Annotated in this window: 11 protein-coding genes; 10 read left to right on the plus strand and 1 reads right to left on the minus strand. The window is 72.4% G+C overall.

The features are described 5' to 3' along the window. The first annotated feature begins 3 nt into the window (after positions 1 to 3). From HDA32_RS08545 to HDA32_RS08585, 9 genes are all read left to right on the plus strand, one after another. Positions 4 to 1047, plus strand: coding sequence for a hypothetical protein (locus tag HDA32_RS08545; protein ID WP_246334266.1), 1044 nt, complete (start codon positions 4 to 6; stop codon positions 1045 to 1047). A 320-nt stretch (positions 1048 to 1367) separates the two neighbouring features. Next, the gene (murJ, locus tag HDA32_RS08550) at positions 1368 to 3020 is read left to right on the plus strand and encodes a murein biosynthesis integral membrane protein MurJ (RefSeq protein ID WP_312863095.1); all 1653 of its coding nucleotides are present in this window, start codon (positions 1368 to 1370) and stop codon (positions 3018 to 3020) included. After that, entirely contained in the window at positions 3013 to 4116 is a 1104-nt protein-coding gene (locus tag HDA32_RS08555; protein ID WP_179642677.1) for a glycosyltransferase family 4 protein, read from the plus strand. Before murJ ends, HDA32_RS08555 begins: the two co-directional genes overlap by 8 nt. A gap of 336 nt (positions 4117 to 4452) precedes the next feature. Further along, positions 4453 to 5466, plus strand: a complete 1014-nt coding sequence (locus tag HDA32_RS08560) for a TerC family protein (RefSeq protein WP_179642678.1) — start codon at positions 4453 to 4455, stop codon at positions 5464 to 5466. A gap of 280 nt (positions 5467 to 5746) precedes the next feature. Then, positions 5747 to 8581, plus strand: coding sequence for an excinuclease ABC subunit UvrA (uvrA, locus tag HDA32_RS08565; protein WP_179642679.1), 2835 nt, complete (start codon positions 5747 to 5749; stop codon positions 8579 to 8581). A 297-nt stretch (positions 8582 to 8878) separates the two neighbouring features. Further along, positions 8879 to 9421, plus strand: a complete 543-nt coding sequence (locus HDA32_RS08570; protein ID WP_179642680.1) for an RDD family protein — start codon at positions 8879 to 8881, stop codon at positions 9419 to 9421. 70 nt (positions 9422 to 9491) lie between these two features. Beyond that, positions 9492 to 10211, plus strand: coding sequence for an RDD family protein (locus tag HDA32_RS08575; RefSeq protein ID WP_179642681.1), 720 nt, complete (start codon positions 9492 to 9494; stop codon positions 10209 to 10211). A 125-nt stretch (positions 10212 to 10336) separates the two neighbouring features. Beyond that, a complete protein-coding gene (locus HDA32_RS08580; RefSeq protein ID WP_179642682.1) occupies positions 10337 to 11185 on the plus strand; it encodes an RDD family protein in 849 nt (282 codons plus the stop codon). Positions 11186 to 11329: 144 nt separating this feature from the next. Beyond that, positions 11330 to 11725: a Rieske (2Fe-2S) protein gene (locus HDA32_RS08585; RefSeq protein ID WP_179642683.1), complete on the plus strand. Its 396-nt coding sequence runs from the start codon at positions 11330 to 11332 to the stop codon at positions 11723 to 11725. Positions 11726 to 11793: 68 nt separating this feature from the next. Here HDA32_RS08585 and HDA32_RS08590 read toward each other — a convergent pair whose 3' ends face one another. Then, positions 11794 to 12915 (minus strand): mechanosensitive ion channel family protein, encoded by a 1122-nt coding sequence (locus HDA32_RS08590; protein ID WP_179642684.1) that lies wholly within the window; start codon positions 12913 to 12915, stop codon positions 11794 to 11796. Between the two features lie 243 nt (positions 12916 to 13158). On the opposite strand from HDA32_RS08590, the gene uvrC reads away from it, so the two are divergent. Beyond that, positions 13159 to 15231 carry an excinuclease ABC subunit UvrC gene (gene uvrC, locus HDA32_RS08595; RefSeq protein ID WP_179642685.1) on the plus strand — a complete coding sequence of 691 codons (2073 nt, stop codon included), beginning with the start codon at positions 13159 to 13161 and terminating at the stop codon, positions 15229 to 15231. The last annotated feature ends 3 nt before the right edge of the window (positions 15232 to 15234 follow it).

Genomic DNA, 15234 nt, shown 5'->3' on the forward strand with positions numbered 1-15234 from the left:
CCCATGCCCCCACGTCTCACCGGCGGCGGCCCCCGCACCGCACGCGGCCGATCCGCGTGGAAGCCGATCCTGGGCGCGGCCCTGGGGGCCGCGGCCGCACGGCTGGCCTACGCGGTCCTGACCCGTCCGCGCGCGCACGGCGCCACCGGCACCGCGGGCGGCGCCCCGGCCGGTGCGTCCGCCGCACCGGGCCGCCGCGCCCCCCGCCCCGGCGGCGCCTGGACCCGCACCAACTTCCGGGGCGAGCCGGTCACCCTGCTGGAGGGACCCGCGCTCGCCATCGGAACCTGCGCCGGAGCGGCGCTGGTCCCGGGACAGCCGCTCCGGCTGCGCACGGCCGCGGTGATCGCGGGTGCGGGCGCCGCGGCGTTCGGCGGCTACGACGACCTCTCGGGCTCCGGCGACTCCCGCGGCTTCAAAGGGCATCTGGGGGCGCTGGCCCGCGGCGAGGTCACCACCGGCGCGGTGAAGCTCCTCGGCATCGGCGCCGTCGGCCTGGCAGCGGCAGCGGCCGTTGACCGGCGCCCCGCCGACGTGCTGGTCAACGGCGCGCTGATCGCCGGGAGCGCCAATCTGGCGAACCTGTTCGACCTGCGCCCCGGGCGCGCGGTCAAGGTCGGCCTGCTCGCCGGGGCCCCCGCACTGGCCGATCCCGTCGCCGGTGCCGTCGCGGGTCCCGCACTGGGCGCCGCCGCCGCACTGCTGCCCGAGGACCTGGGCGAACGCGCCATGCTGGGTGATGCCGGCGCCAACGCGCTGGGTGCCGTGCTCGGCGTCGCCGCGGCGGCGCGGCTGCCGCGCGGCGCGCGCCTCGGCCTGCTCGCCGGGGTGGCCGCCCTGACCGCGGCCAGCGAGGCCGTCAGCTTCACCAAGGTCATCAGTGCCACGCCACCGCTGCGCCGGCTCGACGAGCTGGGTCGGCGCCCCGCTTCCGTGCCGGCGCCCCGGCGCCCGGCGCTCCCCGCCGACCTGCTGGCCGAACCGCTCGAACCGGAATCGGTCGACGTGGTCGGAGTGATCGAACCGGAACGGCTTCGGCGATCGTGAAGCCGTGCGCCACGCAGAGGTCCGCGGAGGCCGTGCTCGGCCCGAACCGCCTGCTGTGCGGCGGAAACGTGCGAAATCTGCGTCCGCCCGGGCCCGCCACCGCCCTTGGCGCCGCTCTTCTTGAGGACCGCCCGCTATCCGGCCGACCAGCAAGGCCGCACAGCGAGCCTTGGCCGCCTGGCCACCGACCACCCGACGCAACTTCCGCAGACCTCGGTAAGAGTGGGGTTCTAGCCCGGTAGCCCCAAGCCGGTAGCCCCAAGACGGACGGCCCGATGCGCGCCGGGCTCGTCCGCCCCCACGACTGGAGCGCCATTCCCGTGACCTGGCATCGAATCCGGCTCTTGAGCTCGGGCGTCGCCGGTGCGGCCGTGCTGATCGCGGTCGTCACCACCTTCGCCCGCGTCGCCGGGTTCGGGCGCACCGTCGTGTTCTCCCAGACGGTCGGGGACAACTGCCTGGGCACCGCCTACGTCACCGCCAACCAGCTCCCCAACATCCTGTTCGAGATCGTCATCGGCGGCGCCCTGGCCGGCATGGTCGTCCCGGTGCTGGCGGCGGCCGCCGAGCGGGGCGACCGCGAGCACGTCCGGCGAACGGCCTCGGCCCTGGTGACCTGGGTGGTGCTCGCCTCGGTGCCGCTGACCCTGCTGCTCGCCGCGCTGTCGGTGCCGGCGATGGCGCTGATGCTGGGCGGTGGCGGCGGCTGCGAGCCCGAGGCGCTGCTCACCCTGTCCGTGCGCTTCCTGCTGGTCTTCACCCCGCAGATCATGTTCTACGGGCTCGCCGCCGTGCTGTACGGCATCCTGCAGGCGCACCGCAGGTTCCTCGCCCCCGCGCTGGCCCCGCTGGTCTCCAGCCTCGTGGTCATCGCCGCCTACATCGCCTTCGTCCCGCTGGGCGGGGCCTACCGCGACCGCATCGCCGACCTGCCCCTCGACGCCGAGCTGACGCTGTCGGTGGGCACCACCGCGGGCGTGGTCGCCATGTTCGCCACGGCGTTCGTCCCGGTGGCGCGGCTGCGCCTGGGACTGCGCCCCACACTGGCCTTCCCGCCCGGTGTGGCGCGCCGGGTACGCGGCCTGGCCGTCGCCGCACTGCTGCCACTGGTCGCCATGCAGCTCAGCATGCTGCTGGCTCTGACGCTGGCCAACCGGGGCGGGGGAGAAGGCGCCGCGGTGCAGTACAGCTACGCGTGGAGCCTGTTCACCCTGCCCTACGGCGTCGTCGCGATCCCGATCGCCACCAGCGCCTTCACCACGCTGTCGGTGCGCCACAGCAAGCGCGACGGCCCCGGCTACAACGCCGTCCTGGCCATGAGTTCACGCGCCACCCTGCTGGTCACGGCGGCCCTGGCCACGGCTCTGGCCGCGGCGGCCGGGCCGGTGGCGCAGGTGTTCGCCCGCAGCGACCCGGCGCCGCTGGAGCGGGCGCTGCTCACCTACGCCCCCGGCATCGCGGGTTTCGGCCTGATCGCACTGCTCGGCAAGGCGCTCTACGCCTCGCACCACGGCCGTCCGGCCGCACTGGCCCAGATCGCGGGATGGCTGGTGGCCATGGCGGCCAACGCCGTCCTGGTGGCGCTCGCCCCGCGCGACTGGGCGGTCGCCGCGCTGGGGGCCGGCACGTCGCTGGGCCTGAGCCTGGCGGCCCTGCTGCTCCTCGCCGCGGCGCTGCGCGCCCACGGCCGCGACGCGTTCGCGGGCCTGGGCCGCGCCGCGCTGGCCGTGCTGCTCGGCGCCGGTCTGGGCTACGCCTGCGGAGCGTCGGTCGTCCACCTCTTCGAGGTCACCGGCCTATGGTCGAATGTCGGGGTCGGCCTGCTCGGCGGAGCGGTCACCCTCGCGGTCTTCGGCGCCGTCGCCGCCGTGATCGACGGCCGGGCGGTGCGGGCCGCGCTCACCCGCCGGATGAACACCCCGGGGACGCGGGCCCCGGACAGGGACGAAGGTGGAGAGGGAACGCATGAGTGAGCTGCGGATCGCGATGGCCATCGCGACCAGCGGCGGGGGTGTGGGCAACCACGTCCGCTCACTGAGCGCCGGCCTGGACGCGCGCGGCCACCGGGTCGCCGTGATCGGCCCGCCCGCGACCGAGGACCGCTTCGGCTTCACCGCGGCCGGCGCCCGCTTCGCGCCCGTCGACGTCGGCGCCAGGCCGAGGCCGGCCTCCGACCTCGCGGCGATCGGGAAGCTGCGCCGCATGCTCGCCGGCGTCGACGTCGTGCACGCCCACGGCATCCGCGCCGGCGCGCTGTGCGCGCTGGCCCAGGCCTCCCCGCTCATCGTCACGCTGCACAACGCCCCGCCCGCGGTCTCGGGCCCGCTGGGCCTGGCCTTCCCCGTGCTGGAACGCGTCGTCGCGCGCCGCGCCGACCTCGTGCTCGGCGTCTCGGGCGACCTGGTCGAGCGGATGCGTCTGCGGGGCGCCAAGGCCGTGGAGCGCGCCCTGGTGCCGGCTCCGGCGATGCCGCCGCCGGACCGCGCCGCCGCCGAGGTCCGCTCCGAGCTGGGCGTGGCGCAGGACCGTCCGCTGCTGCTGGTGGTGGCCAGGCTCGCCGAGCAGAAAGGGCTGCCGACGCTGCTGGAGGCCGCCGCGCTCTGGGCGCGCCGCGATCCGGCGCCCTTCGTGGCCATCGCGGGGGACGGGCCGCTCGAAGCCGACCTCGCCGCCCGCATCGCCGAGGGCGGCCTGCCGGTGCGGCTGCTCGGCCGCCGCACCGACGTCCCCGACCTGCTCGCCGCAGCCGACGCGTTCGTGCTGCCCAGCGTGTGGGAGGGCCAGCCGCTGGTGCTCCAGGAGGCGCTGCGGGCCAGGCTGCCCATCGTGGCGACCAGGGTGGGCGGGGTGCCCGATGTGGTGCGCGACGCCGGCCTGCTGGTGCCCGCGGGGGACGCGTCCGCGCTCGCCGATGCGGTCGGCCGGGTCCTGGACGAGCCCGCCACGGCCGGACGGCTGCGCACGCAGGCCGCGCTCATGGCCGAGACGCTGCCGACCGAGGACGACACCGTCGAGCAGGTGCTGAGCCTGTACCGCAGGCTCGCCGCCCGCAACGGCGCGGTCTCCTGAAGGCCCGCGCGGCCGGGCCGTCCCCGCGGTGACAAGACCCACACCCGGGGTGCACAAGAAGAGGCCTTCCGGGCGGTGTCCCGCGCACGGCCGGGATGGCATGATGAGACCCGGCCTTTCAATCGGCGGGAACCCATCCGCATGATTCCACGTTGATCGGTCAGAACAATCAGTGAGTGAGGGGAGTATCCCTTCCGCGGCGGTGTCGTCATCACGGATCGCAACGAGGCGAACCCGGTGCCGTCGGCCCGTGGCCGTGCCATGGGCGGGAGAGACCTCCGGTAGCACCCATGCCCGTACTTCACAGGCGGGCACCGCAACCGGAGGAGAATCCGTATGGATGTCCCCATGTGGGTCTGGCTTGTCACGATCGGCGCGATGGTCGTGATCCTGGCCCTGGACCTGGCGATCGTCGACCACCCCTGGAGCAAGAAGTCCGGGCCGAAGGAATTCGGCATGAAGCAGGCCGCGTGGTGGGCGGCCTTCTACATCGGTATCGCGATCGTCTTCGGCTTCGGCGTCTGGTACTTCGCCGGCGCGACCATCGCGGGCGAGTACTTCGCGGGCTTCGTCACCGAGAAGAGCCTCAGCGTCGACAACCTCTTCGTCTTCTACCTGATCATGGGCAGCTTCGCGGTGCCCAAGAAGTACCAGCACGAGGTCCTGCTGGTCGGCATCGTGATCGCGCTCGTCATGCGCGGCTTCTTCATCGTCATCGGCGCCCAGGCGATCAACGCCTGGAGCGAGGTCTTCTACCTGTTCGGCGCGTTCCTCATCTACACGGCGATCAAGATCGTCCGCGACCACCTCAAGAAGGACGAGGAGGATCAGGACTACACCGACAGCTTCGCGGTGCGGATGGTCCGCAAGGTCTGGCCGGTCACCGACGACTACCACGGCGCGCACCTGACGGTGAAGCAGAACGGCCGCCGCCACGTCACCCCGATGCTCATGGTCATCGTCGCCATCGGCGTCACCGACCTGGTGTTCGCGGTCGACTCGATCCCGGCGATCTTCGGCCTCACCCAGGACCCCTACATCGTCTTCACCGCCAACGCCTTCGCCCTGCTGGGCCTGCGGCAGCTGTACTTCCTGCTGGCCGGGCTGATGGACCGGCTGGCCTTCATCAGCTGGGGCCTGGCCGCCATCATGGTGTTCATCGGCGTCAAGATGATCCTGCACGCGCTGCACGAGAACGGCGTGCACGTGCCCGAGATCGGTATCGGCCTGTCCCTGACCGTGATCCTGGGTGTGATGACCGTCACCATCGTCGCGAGCCTGCTGAGGTCCAAGGGCGGCGGGAAGAAGGAGCCGACGGGGGAGAAGACCGGCCCCGGCGCCCCCTTCTGAAGAGCGGGCCGTCCGGATTCCCGGACGACCCTCTCCTCGAACGGCTGTTCGGTTATAGTGAAGCGTCCGCCGGGTTCCCGGCGGGCGCTTCGCGCGCCGGAGGCGGAAGTTTCCGGCGCTTCGAGTCGTTACTGTTAGAGGCCGAGCGCCGCACGACGGCCCAAGCGCGGTATCCGTCCCCATGGCCGTCGGTGCAGGCCACACCTTGCGCGGCAGCCAGGAGCCGGGGTCCGGCACGCCCTCACCGCGTGGTGCCGATGCCGAAGGGGTTGATGGGAGCATGGCCGAACAGCTGGTGATCCGGGGCGCCCGGGAACACAACCTCAAGAACGTCTCGCTGGACCTCCCGCGCGACGCGATGATCGTGTTCACCGGACTCTCCGGGTCGGGAAAGTCGTCGCTGGCCTTCGACACCATCTTCGCCGAGGGCCAGCGCCGCTACGTCGAGTCCCTCTCGGCCTACGCCCGGCAGTTCCTCGGCCAGATGGACAAGCCCGACGTCGACTTCATCGAGGGACTGTCCCCGGCCGTCTCCATCGACCAGAAGTCCACCAGCCGCAACCCGCGCTCCACCGTCGGCACCATCACCGAGGTCTACGACTACCTGCGGCTGCTGTGGGCCCGCATCGGACGGCCGCACTGCCCCGAGTGCGGCCGGCTGATCGCCCGCCAGACCCCGCAGCAGATCGTCGACCGGGTGCTGGAGCTGAAGGAGGGCACCCGGTTCCAGGTGCTCGCCCCGGTCGTGCGCGGACGCAAGGGCGAGTACGTCGAGCTCTTCAAGGACCTGCAGACCAAGGGCTTCACCCGGGCCAGGGTCGACGGCGCGGCCGTGCGGCTGGACGAGGTGCCCGCCCTCAAGAAGTACGAGAAGCACGACATCGCCGTGGTGGTCGACCGGCTCACGGTGAAGGAGTCGGCCAAGAAGCGGCTGACCGACTCGGTGGAGACCGCCCTGCAGCTGGCCGGCGGCACGATCCTGCTGGACTTCGTCGACCTCCCCGAGGACGACTCCGAGCGCGAGCGGGTCTACTCCGAGCACCTGTTCTGCCCCTATGACGACCTGTCGTTCGAGGAGATGGAGCCGCGCTCCTTCTCCTTCAACTCCCCCTACGGCGCCTGCCCCGAATGCAGCGGCCTGGGCACCCGCATGGAGGTCGACCCCGAACTCCTCGTCCCCGACCCCGCCAAGACGCTCGCCGAAGGGGCGATCGCGCCGTGGTCGGGCGGACACGCCAGCGAGTACTTCGGCCGCCTGATGCAGGCGGTCGGCGACGCGCTCGGCTTCGACCTCGACACCCCGTGGGAGAAGCTGCCCAAGAAGGCGCAGCGGGCGCTGCTGCAGGGCCACGACACCCAGGTGCACGTGCGCTACCGCAACCGCTACGGCCGCACCCGCTCCTACTACACCGACTTCGAGGGCGTCATCCCGTGGGTGCGGCGCCGGCACTCCGAGAGCGAGAGCGACCTCAGCCGCGAGCGCCTCGAAGGGTTCATGCGGGTCGTGCCCTGCCCGGTCTGCGAGGGCGCCCGGCTCAAGCCGGTCGTGCTGGCCGTCACCGTGGGCGGGCGCTCCATCGCCGAGGTCAGCGCCCTGCCGCTCAGCGAGTGCGCGGAGTTCCTCGGCGGGCTGGAGCTGTCGGAGCGCGACCAGGTCATCGCGGCCCAGGTGCTCAAGGAGATCAACGCGCGGCTGGGCTTCCTGCTCGACGTCGGCCTCGACTACCTCAACCTCGAACGCCCGGCCGGATCGCTGTCCGGCGGCGAGGCCCAGCGCATCCGGCTGGCCACCCAGATCGGCTCGGGGCTGGTCGGCGTGCTCTACGTGCTCGACGAGCCGTCGATCGGACTGCACCAGCGCGACAACTTCCGCCTGCTGGAGACGCTGGAGCGGCTGCGCGACATCGGCAACACGCTCATCGTCGTCGAGCACGACGAGGACACGATCCGCGCCGCCGACTGGGTGGTCGACATCGGCCCGGGCGCCGGCGAGCACGGCGGCGACGTCGTGGTGTCGGGCCCGGTCTCGGAACTGCTGGCCAGCACCGACTCCAACACCGGCGACTACCTGGCCGGCCGGCGCGTCATCAAGGTCCCCGAGGAGCGTCGGCCGCTGACCAAGGGGCGCGAGGTCGTGGTGAGGGGCGCACGCGAGAACAACCTGCACGGCCTCGACGTCGCGTTCCCGCTCGGCGTGTTCACCGCGGTCACCGGTGTCTCCGGCTCCGGCAAGTCCACGCTGGTCAACGAGATCCTGTACAAGGCGCTGGCCAAGGAGCTGCACGGCGCGCGCTCGGTTCCCGGCCGGCACGTCCGCGTCAACGGGATGAACCAGCTCGACAAGGTCGTGCACGTCGACCAGAGCCCGATCGGCCGCACTCCGCGGTCCAACCCCGCCACCTACACCGGTGTGTTCGACCACATCCGCAAGCTGTTCGCCCAGACCGCCGAGGCGAAGGTGCGCGGCTACCAGCCGGGCCGGTTCTCGTTCAACGTCAAGGGCGGGCGCTGCGAGGCGTGCGCGGGCGACGGCACGATCAGGATCGAGATGCAGTTCCTGCCCGACGTCTACGTCCCGTGCGAGGTCTGCCACGGCGCCCGGTACAACCGCGAGACGCTGGACGTCCACTACAAGGGCAAGACCATCGCCGACGTCCTGGACATGCCGATCGAGGAGGCGCTGGAGTTCTTCGAGCCGATCTCCGCGATCCGGCGCCACATGCAGACGCTCAACGACGTCGGACTCGGCTACGTGCGGCTCGGCCAGCCCGCCACGACGCTGTCCGGCGGCGAGGCCCAGCGGGTCAAGCTCGCATCGGAACTGCAGCGCCGCTCCACCGGCCGCACCGTCTACGTGCTGGACGAGCCCACCACCGGCCTGCACTTCGCCGACATCGAGAAGCTGCTCGGGGTGCTGGGGCGGCTGGTGGACAACGGCAACACGGTCATCGTCATCGAGCACAACCTCGACGTCATCAAGACCGCCGACTACGTCATCGACATGGGTCCCGAGGGCGGTTCGGGCGGCGGCACGGTCGTGGCCACGGGCACGCCCGAGGAGGTCGCCGACATCGACGAGAGCTACACGGGCCAGTTCCTGCGCAAGATCCTCTAGAGCCAATGCTGCTCGGTCAGGCGCTGCGCGGTATTTGCCGAGGGGCGTTGCGGGTCCGCTGCTCCCTTTGGCCGGAGTCTGCGGGAGGCAGGCCGACCGCAGCCTTTGCGGCCTTGTTCGAGTACAGGGAGACCTGTGGACACCGGTCGGCATCGGTCCGGCGAACCTCGACTTCACGGCATCGCCTCTGGAGCGCGCTCGGCCGGGCCCGTCCCCGCGGGCGTCGGCGTTCGCGCGCGGCCGGTCTAAGGTGGTGGCAGCACCGCAGTACCCCACCTCCGTCGGAAACGAGGACGCATGGACCACGCCCGCGCGGGGCGCAGCGCCCCTCTCGGCGCCCTCCGGCCGGCGCCGCTCGGAGCGCGGTTCGCGGCGAGGCTGGTCGACCTGGTCATCCTGGCCGGCATCGCCGCGCTCGTGGCGAGCGCGGCCGTGCGGGCCCTGCCCGGCGGGTGGACGCCGACCGGGCTGTCCCTGCCGGTCGGCATCGCACTGTCGGCGGTGACGTTCGCCGTCTACCTGGCCTACGAGGTCGGGTTCACGATGCTGCACGGCGGGACGCCCGGCAAGCGCCTCTTCGGCCTGTCCGTCGCCGCGCACGGCGGCGGCGCGGACCCGGCGGGCGGGCGGCCCGGCCCTTTCGCGCTGGTCAAGCGCTCCGGCGTGCTGTACGCGTCGGTGCTGTTCAACTACGTCCCCGTGCTGGGGCTGCTCGCCCTGGTGCTGTCGGTGTTCGCGGTGGTCTCGGCCGTCCTGGACCGGTCCTCGCACCGCGGCCTGCACGACGGCTTCGCCGGTACCGTGGTGGTGACCGGGCGTGCACGCTCGGTACCGTCATAGGGCACGCCATGAGCGCGCAGGCGCGGCGCCCCGTTCCCTCTTCCCGGTCCCGTAGGAGGTCCGTGCGTTCATGAGCCACCCCCCGCCCTGGAACGACGGTGGAGGCGTTCCCCGGTACAGCGGGCCTTCCGTCGGCGGCGATCCCGGATCCACCCGCGCGGGCGGGGTCGGCCACCGGCCGCCGCCCTACCAGCCGCCGCCCGAGGCCGGCGGCACCGGCACCTTCGTGCCGCCCTACCGGTCCCCCTACGCCGGGCCCGCGCCGGACGGCGGGCCGGGGCGGCCCTCCTCGCCCGCGCCGGCGGAGTGGTGGCAGCGGGCGGTCGCCCGGCTCATCGACGCAGGGGCCCTGCTGATTCCGGCGACGGTGCTGGGACTCATCGCCGGCCTGCTCTGGGCCGGCACGGACGCGCTCCTCGGGGCGTCGAGCTCCTCGGTCGAACGGGGCTTCTGGATCATCTACAGCATCACCTGGTTCCTGCTCGTCGGCGCCTACGACGCCGTCTGCGTGACGGTGTGGGGCCGCACCCTCGGCAAGCAGGTGATGCGGATCCGGGTGGCGGCCATCGGGGGTTCGGGCCGCCCGGGCGAGATCCCGATCGCCGCGGTGCTGGCCAGGGCCGCGGTCTTCAACGTCCTGTACCTCTTCGTCTGGGCCCATTTCGTGGTCCAGGTGCTGCTGAGCCTGGCCGGTCTCGTCTTCTTCTGCCTGTGGCCCCTGTGGGACCGGCCGCACCGGCAGGGGATCCACGACAAGATCGCCCGCACCGTCGTGCTCCGCGCCGACTGACCCGGCCGGGGCGGCCGACGCCACCCCGGCCGCGCCGGTGCACCGCGATTTGGCCGGACATCGGCCGGGCATGGAATGCTGATCAACCGAAACACGCCTACGACCACCACGAGGTTCGGGGACCCATGAACTACCCACCGCCGCCACCGCCCAACCAGCCGCCCGAGGGCGGTGGATACGGCAACCAGGGGCCCTATCCGCCGCCTCCGGGGCAGCAGCCGCCGCCCGGTTCGGGACCGCAGCCGCCCTACGGGCCGGGGCCCCAGCAGCCTTACGGTCCCGGCCCGCAGCAGCCCCCGCAGCAGCCCCCGCAGGGGCCTCCGCCCGGCGCCCACCCCGGCTACCCGGGCCAGGGGGCCCCGCCGCCCGGACCGCAGGGCGGCTACGGCCCGCCGCAGGGCGCCCCCTACGGCGGGCAGCCCTACGGGGGCCACGGGGCCCCGGGCGGCGGTCAGCGGCTCGCCGAGTGGTGGCAGCGCCTGGTCGCGCGGATCGTGGACGGCGTGATCGTCGGTGTCCCGCTCGGGATCATCAACGGCGTCCTGGGCCTGCTGTTCTTCACGGCCGCCATGTCGCCGGTCGAGGTCGACCCCAGCACCGGCGAGGTCACCGGGGGTGTGTCGACGTGGGGTACCGTCGCCGTCACCATCGTCATGTTCCTGCTCGCTTCGGCCGCCGCCCTGCTGTACGAGGGCCTGTGCCTGTCCAAGTGGGGCGCGACCGTGGGCAAGCGGCTCCTGAGCCTGCGCGTCGTCCCACTCGACGGCGCGCGGCAGGAGGGCCTGCCCTCCGCAACGGCGTTCCTGCGCGCCGGCGCCTGGTGGGTCTACCTCCCGCTGATGTTCGTCCCGGTCGTCAGCTGGATCGTCTGGCTGTACCCGCTGCTCAACGGGCTGTGGCCGCTGTGGGACCAGCCGAACCGGCAGTCGCTCAACGACAAGATCGCCAAGACCGTCGTCGTGCAGGCCGGGTAGTCCGCCCCGGCGGACCCGCCCCTCGGCGTCCGTGCGGTGCCGGGGCGCTCCCAGTCCGGTACTACAGTTCGTAGTAGTGGATTTTTTCCCGGTCGAACGAAAGGGAGCCGCGTCATGACAGCGGGGACGCCGTGTGCCTGTGGGATGAGTCGGCGGCGGCTGCTGGGCGCCGCGGGGGCGGCCGGGGCGGCCGCCCTGGGGGCCGGCGCCTGCGCCGGCCCCGGCGACGATCCCCAGCCGCAGGACAAGCTGCACGGCACGGTGATCGCGCGCACCGATGACGTGCCCGTGGGCGGCGGCACGGTCGTCATCGACGCCAAGCTCGTCGTCACCCAGCCGCAGAAGGGCGAGTTCAAGGCGTTCAGCGCCGTGTGCACGCACGCCGGCTGCACGGTGCAGGAGGTCGAGGACAACATCCACTGCCTGTGCCACGGCAGCGAGTTCGACATCGGGACCGGCGACGCGGTGGGCGGCCCGGCCGGCGAGCCGCTGGAGCCCTTTGAGGTGCGGATCGAGGGCGCCGACATCATCCTGGTGTGAGCCGGGACGCGAAGGGGGCGCGCGGCCCGCACGTCCCCTTCTCACGCCGGAGACGCCGCTGCGGGCGCTCAGCCCTCCTCGGTGCTTCCGTTGGCCCTGGAGGGCTCGGCGCGGCGGAAGGCCGAGGTCGGCCACCTCGCCGCGTAGGCGTTCTCCTCGTCGCCGGCGAACTCGGTGCGGTGGCGCGGCAGCGCCTGCGGGTAGTTCTCGGTGATGTAGGCGACCATGTGCTCGCGCACGTCGCAGCACAGGTCCCACTGCGCGTCGGTGTCGGCGGTGGTGACCACCACCCGCACCTCGATCAGGCCGTTCTCCAGGACGTCGGTGGCCTGCAGCGACCAGCGGCGGCCGTCCCACAGCGGGTGGTTGGTGACGTAGGAGCCGACCTCCTCCCGCAGCTTCTCGATCGGCACCTCCCAGTCGACCCGGAACATCACCTTGCCCGTGACCTGGCTGCCGTGCTTGGTCCAGTTCTCGAACGGGTGGTTGGTGAAGTGCGAGACCGGCAGCACCAGCCGGCGCTCGTCCCAGATCCGGACGATGACGTTGGTGAGGCTGAGCTCCTCGATGCGGCCCCACTCGCCTTCGACGACCACGACGTCGTTGATCCGCAGCGCGTCGCTGAACGCCAGCTGCAGCCCGGCGAACAGGTTGCCCAGCGTGGACTGGGCGGCCACGCCGGCGACGATGCCGATCAGACCGGCGGACGTCAGCAGCCCGGCGCCCAGCGGTTTGACGGAGTCGAACGTGAACAGGATCGCGGCGACGGCGAGGACGCCGATGACCGTGGCGACCACCCGGCGCAGCAGTTTGACCTGGGTCTGGATCCGGCGCGACTTGCGGTCGGTGTCGGCGTTCTTGACCGAGAGTTTGTCCAGGACCGTGTCGGTGACCGCGTAGGCGACGGTCAGGGCCAGCCAGGTCAGCGACGCGATCAGCGCGATCAGCATCCCGTGCCGGAAGGCCAGGTACCAGCTCCAGTCGTCGAACGCCCGGCTGTCGGGGAGGGCGATGTTCGCGCCGACGACGATCGCCGCAGCGTAGGCGGAGGCGCGGCAGCGTTTCACCAGCGGCCCGGCGACGCGCCAGACCTTCGACAGCTGGTGGGTCAGCAGCCAGTGCACCGCGGAGACGAGTGACACCGAGACGACGATGCTGACGCCCAGGGCAATCCAAGATGCGAGCGGCACGGGAACGATGCCCCCTTATGACTAGATGCAGGTAGACGAACGCCGGGTATCGAACACAACTTAGGCCATGTGGATACCGAATCGTGACGTTTGGGGGTGTGGGTTAGCGCATGGGGACCGTCGGCGGCCGCCGCGGGCTCCTCCGCCCCACCTAACCGTAGACCGCCGCTCCTCACCCGGGGAGCGGCCATGGATCTGGCCTCGAGGTGCGAGATGTCTGTCCCGGCCACCACAATGGGAGCCATGGCAGCCCAACCCCACCTGCGGCCCGAGCCCGGCTCGATCCCCACCTCGCCGGGGGTGTACCGGTTCCGCGACGCCCACGGCCGCGTCATCTACGTCGGCAAGGCCAAGAACCTGCGGTCGCGGCTGTCCTCCTACTTCCAGGACTTCGCCGGCCTGCACCCGCGCACCCAGACCATGGTCTCCACGGCGGCCGACGTGGACTGGACGGTGGTGGGCACCGAGGTCGAGGCGCTGCAGTTGGAGTACTCCTGGATCAAGGAGTACGATCCGCGCTTCAACGTGCGCTACCGCGACGACAAGAGCTACCCCTACCTGGCGATCACCCTCAACGAGGAGTTCCCGCGGGTGCAGGTCATGCGCGGCGCCAGGCGCAAGGGCGTGCGCTACTTCGGGCCCTACTCCCACGCCTGGGCCATCCGCGAGACCGTCGACCTGCTGCTGCGGGTCTTCCCGGTGCGCACCTGCTCGACCGGGGTGTTCAAGCGGGCGCGCTCCAGCGGCCGGCCCTGCCTGCTGGGCTACATCGACAAGTGCTCGGCGCCGTGCGTCGGCCGCGTCGACCCGCAGGAGCACCGCGCCCTCGCCGAGGACTTCTGCGCGTTCATGGCCGGCGACACCGGCCGGTTCATCCGGACCCTGGAGCAGCGGATGCGCGACTCCGCCGTCGAGCAGGAGTACGAGCGCGCCGCCCGCATCCGCGACGACATCCAGGCGCTGCGCACGGCGCTGGAGAAGCAGTCGGTGGTGCTCAGCGACAGCACCGACTGCGACGTCATCGCCTTCGCCGAGGACCCCCTGGAGGCGGCGGCCCAGGTGTTCTACGTGCGGGGCGGGCGCATCAGGGGCAGGCGCGGCTGGGTCGTGGACAAGGTCGAGGACGTCGACACCGGCCAGCTCGTCGAGCAGTTCCTGGCCCAGACCTACGGCGGGCTCGCCCCCGAGGGCGCCGGGCGGGCCCCCGACGGAGCCGCCGCCGCGATCCCCCGCGAGGTGCTGGTCTCGGCGCCGCCCGCCGACCCCGAGGCGGTCACCGCCTGGCTCAGCGAGCACCGCGGCGCGCGCGTGGAGGTGCGGGTGCCCCAGCGGGGCGACAAGCGGACGCTGCTGGATACCGTGGCCAAGAACGCCGAGCAGGCGCTGGCGCGGCACAAGACCCAGCGCGCGAGCGACCTGACCACCCGCAGCAAGGCCCTGGCCGACATCGCCGAGGCGCTCGGCCTCGACCAGGCGCCCCTGCGCATCGAGTGCTACGACATCTCCAACCTGCAGGGCGAGAACGTGGTGGCGTCCATGGTGGTGTTCGAGGACGGCATGGCGCGCAAGTCGGAGTACCGGCGCTTCAGCATCCGGGGCAGCGGCTCCGGCGGCGCCGAGCAGAACGACGTCGCGGCGATGCACGAGGTCATCAGCCGCAGGTTCACCCGCTACCTGGAGGAGAGCCAGCGCTCGGGCGAGCTCGCCCGGATGGGGGAGGCCGCGGAGGCGCCGCCGGGCGGTGCGCCGCCCGCGGACGCGGCCGGTTCCGGCGGCGATCCGGCCACCGCGCCCGCGCCGCCGGCCAAATTCGCATATCCTCCCAACCTGGTGGTCGTCGACGGTGGCCGGCCCCAGGTCCAGGCGGCCCGCCGGGCCCTGGACGAGCTGGGCATCGACGACGTCTCGGTGTGCGGGCTGGCCAAGCGGCTGGAAGAGGTGTGGCTGCCCGAGGAGGAGGACCCGGTCATCCTGCCGCGCGCGAGCGAGGGCCTCTACCTGCTGCAGCGGGTGCGCGACGAGGCGCACCGGTTCGCCATCACCTACCACCGCCAGAAGCGGGCCAAGGCGCTCACCTCCAGCGCCCTGGACGAGGTGCCCGGCCTGGGCCCCGCCCGCCGTACCGCGCTGCTGCGCCATTTCGGGTCGCTGCGCCGGCTGGCCGCGGCCTCGGTCGAGGAGATCACCGAGGTCCCGGGCGTCGGCCGGCGAACCGCCGAGACCATCGCGGCGCTGCTGGCCGGGACCGGCGATACTGGCGGCCACACGACCGCGCACCACCCATCAGACGAGGGCGAGCGAGACCATGGGGGATGACCA

Source organism: Spinactinospora alkalitolerans (genome assembly GCF_013408795.1).
GTDB classification, from domain to species: Bacteria; Actinomycetota; Actinomycetes; order Streptosporangiales; family Streptosporangiaceae; genus Spinactinospora; species Spinactinospora alkalitolerans.

What these genes read in the sequence shown, in the direction of transcription:
- HDA32_RS08545 (WP_246334266.1), top strand. Translation starts at nt 4, where the DNA reads ATGCCCCCACGTCTCACCGGCGGCGGCCCCCGCACCGCACGCGGCCGA.
- uvrA (WP_179642679.1), top strand. Translation starts at nt 5,747, where the DNA reads ATGGCCGAACAGCTGGTGATCCGGGGCGCCCGGGAACACAACCTCAAG.
- HDA32_RS08560 (WP_179642678.1), top strand. Translation starts at nt 4,453, where the DNA reads ATGGATGTCCCCATGTGGGTCTGGCTTGTCACGATCGGCGCGATGGTC.
- HDA32_RS08555 (WP_179642677.1), top strand. Translation starts at nt 3,013, where the DNA reads ATGAGTGAGCTGCGGATCGCGATGGCCATCGCGACCAGCGGCGGGGGT.
- uvrC (WP_179642685.1), top strand. Translation starts at nt 13,159, where the DNA reads ATGGCAGCCCAACCCCACCTGCGGCCCGAGCCCGGCTCGATCCCCACC.
- HDA32_RS08585 (WP_179642683.1), top strand. Translation starts at nt 11,330, where the DNA reads ATGAGTCGGCGGCGGCTGCTGGGCGCCGCGGGGGCGGCCGGGGCGGCC.
- HDA32_RS08575 (WP_179642681.1), top strand. Translation starts at nt 9,492, where the DNA reads ATGAGCCACCCCCCGCCCTGGAACGACGGTGGAGGCGTTCCCCGGTAC.
- HDA32_RS08570 (WP_179642680.1), top strand. Translation starts at nt 8,879, where the DNA reads ATGGACCACGCCCGCGCGGGGCGCAGCGCCCCTCTCGGCGCCCTCCGG.
- HDA32_RS08580 (WP_179642682.1), top strand. Translation starts at nt 10,337, where the DNA reads ATGAACTACCCACCGCCGCCACCGCCCAACCAGCCGCCCGAGGGCGGT.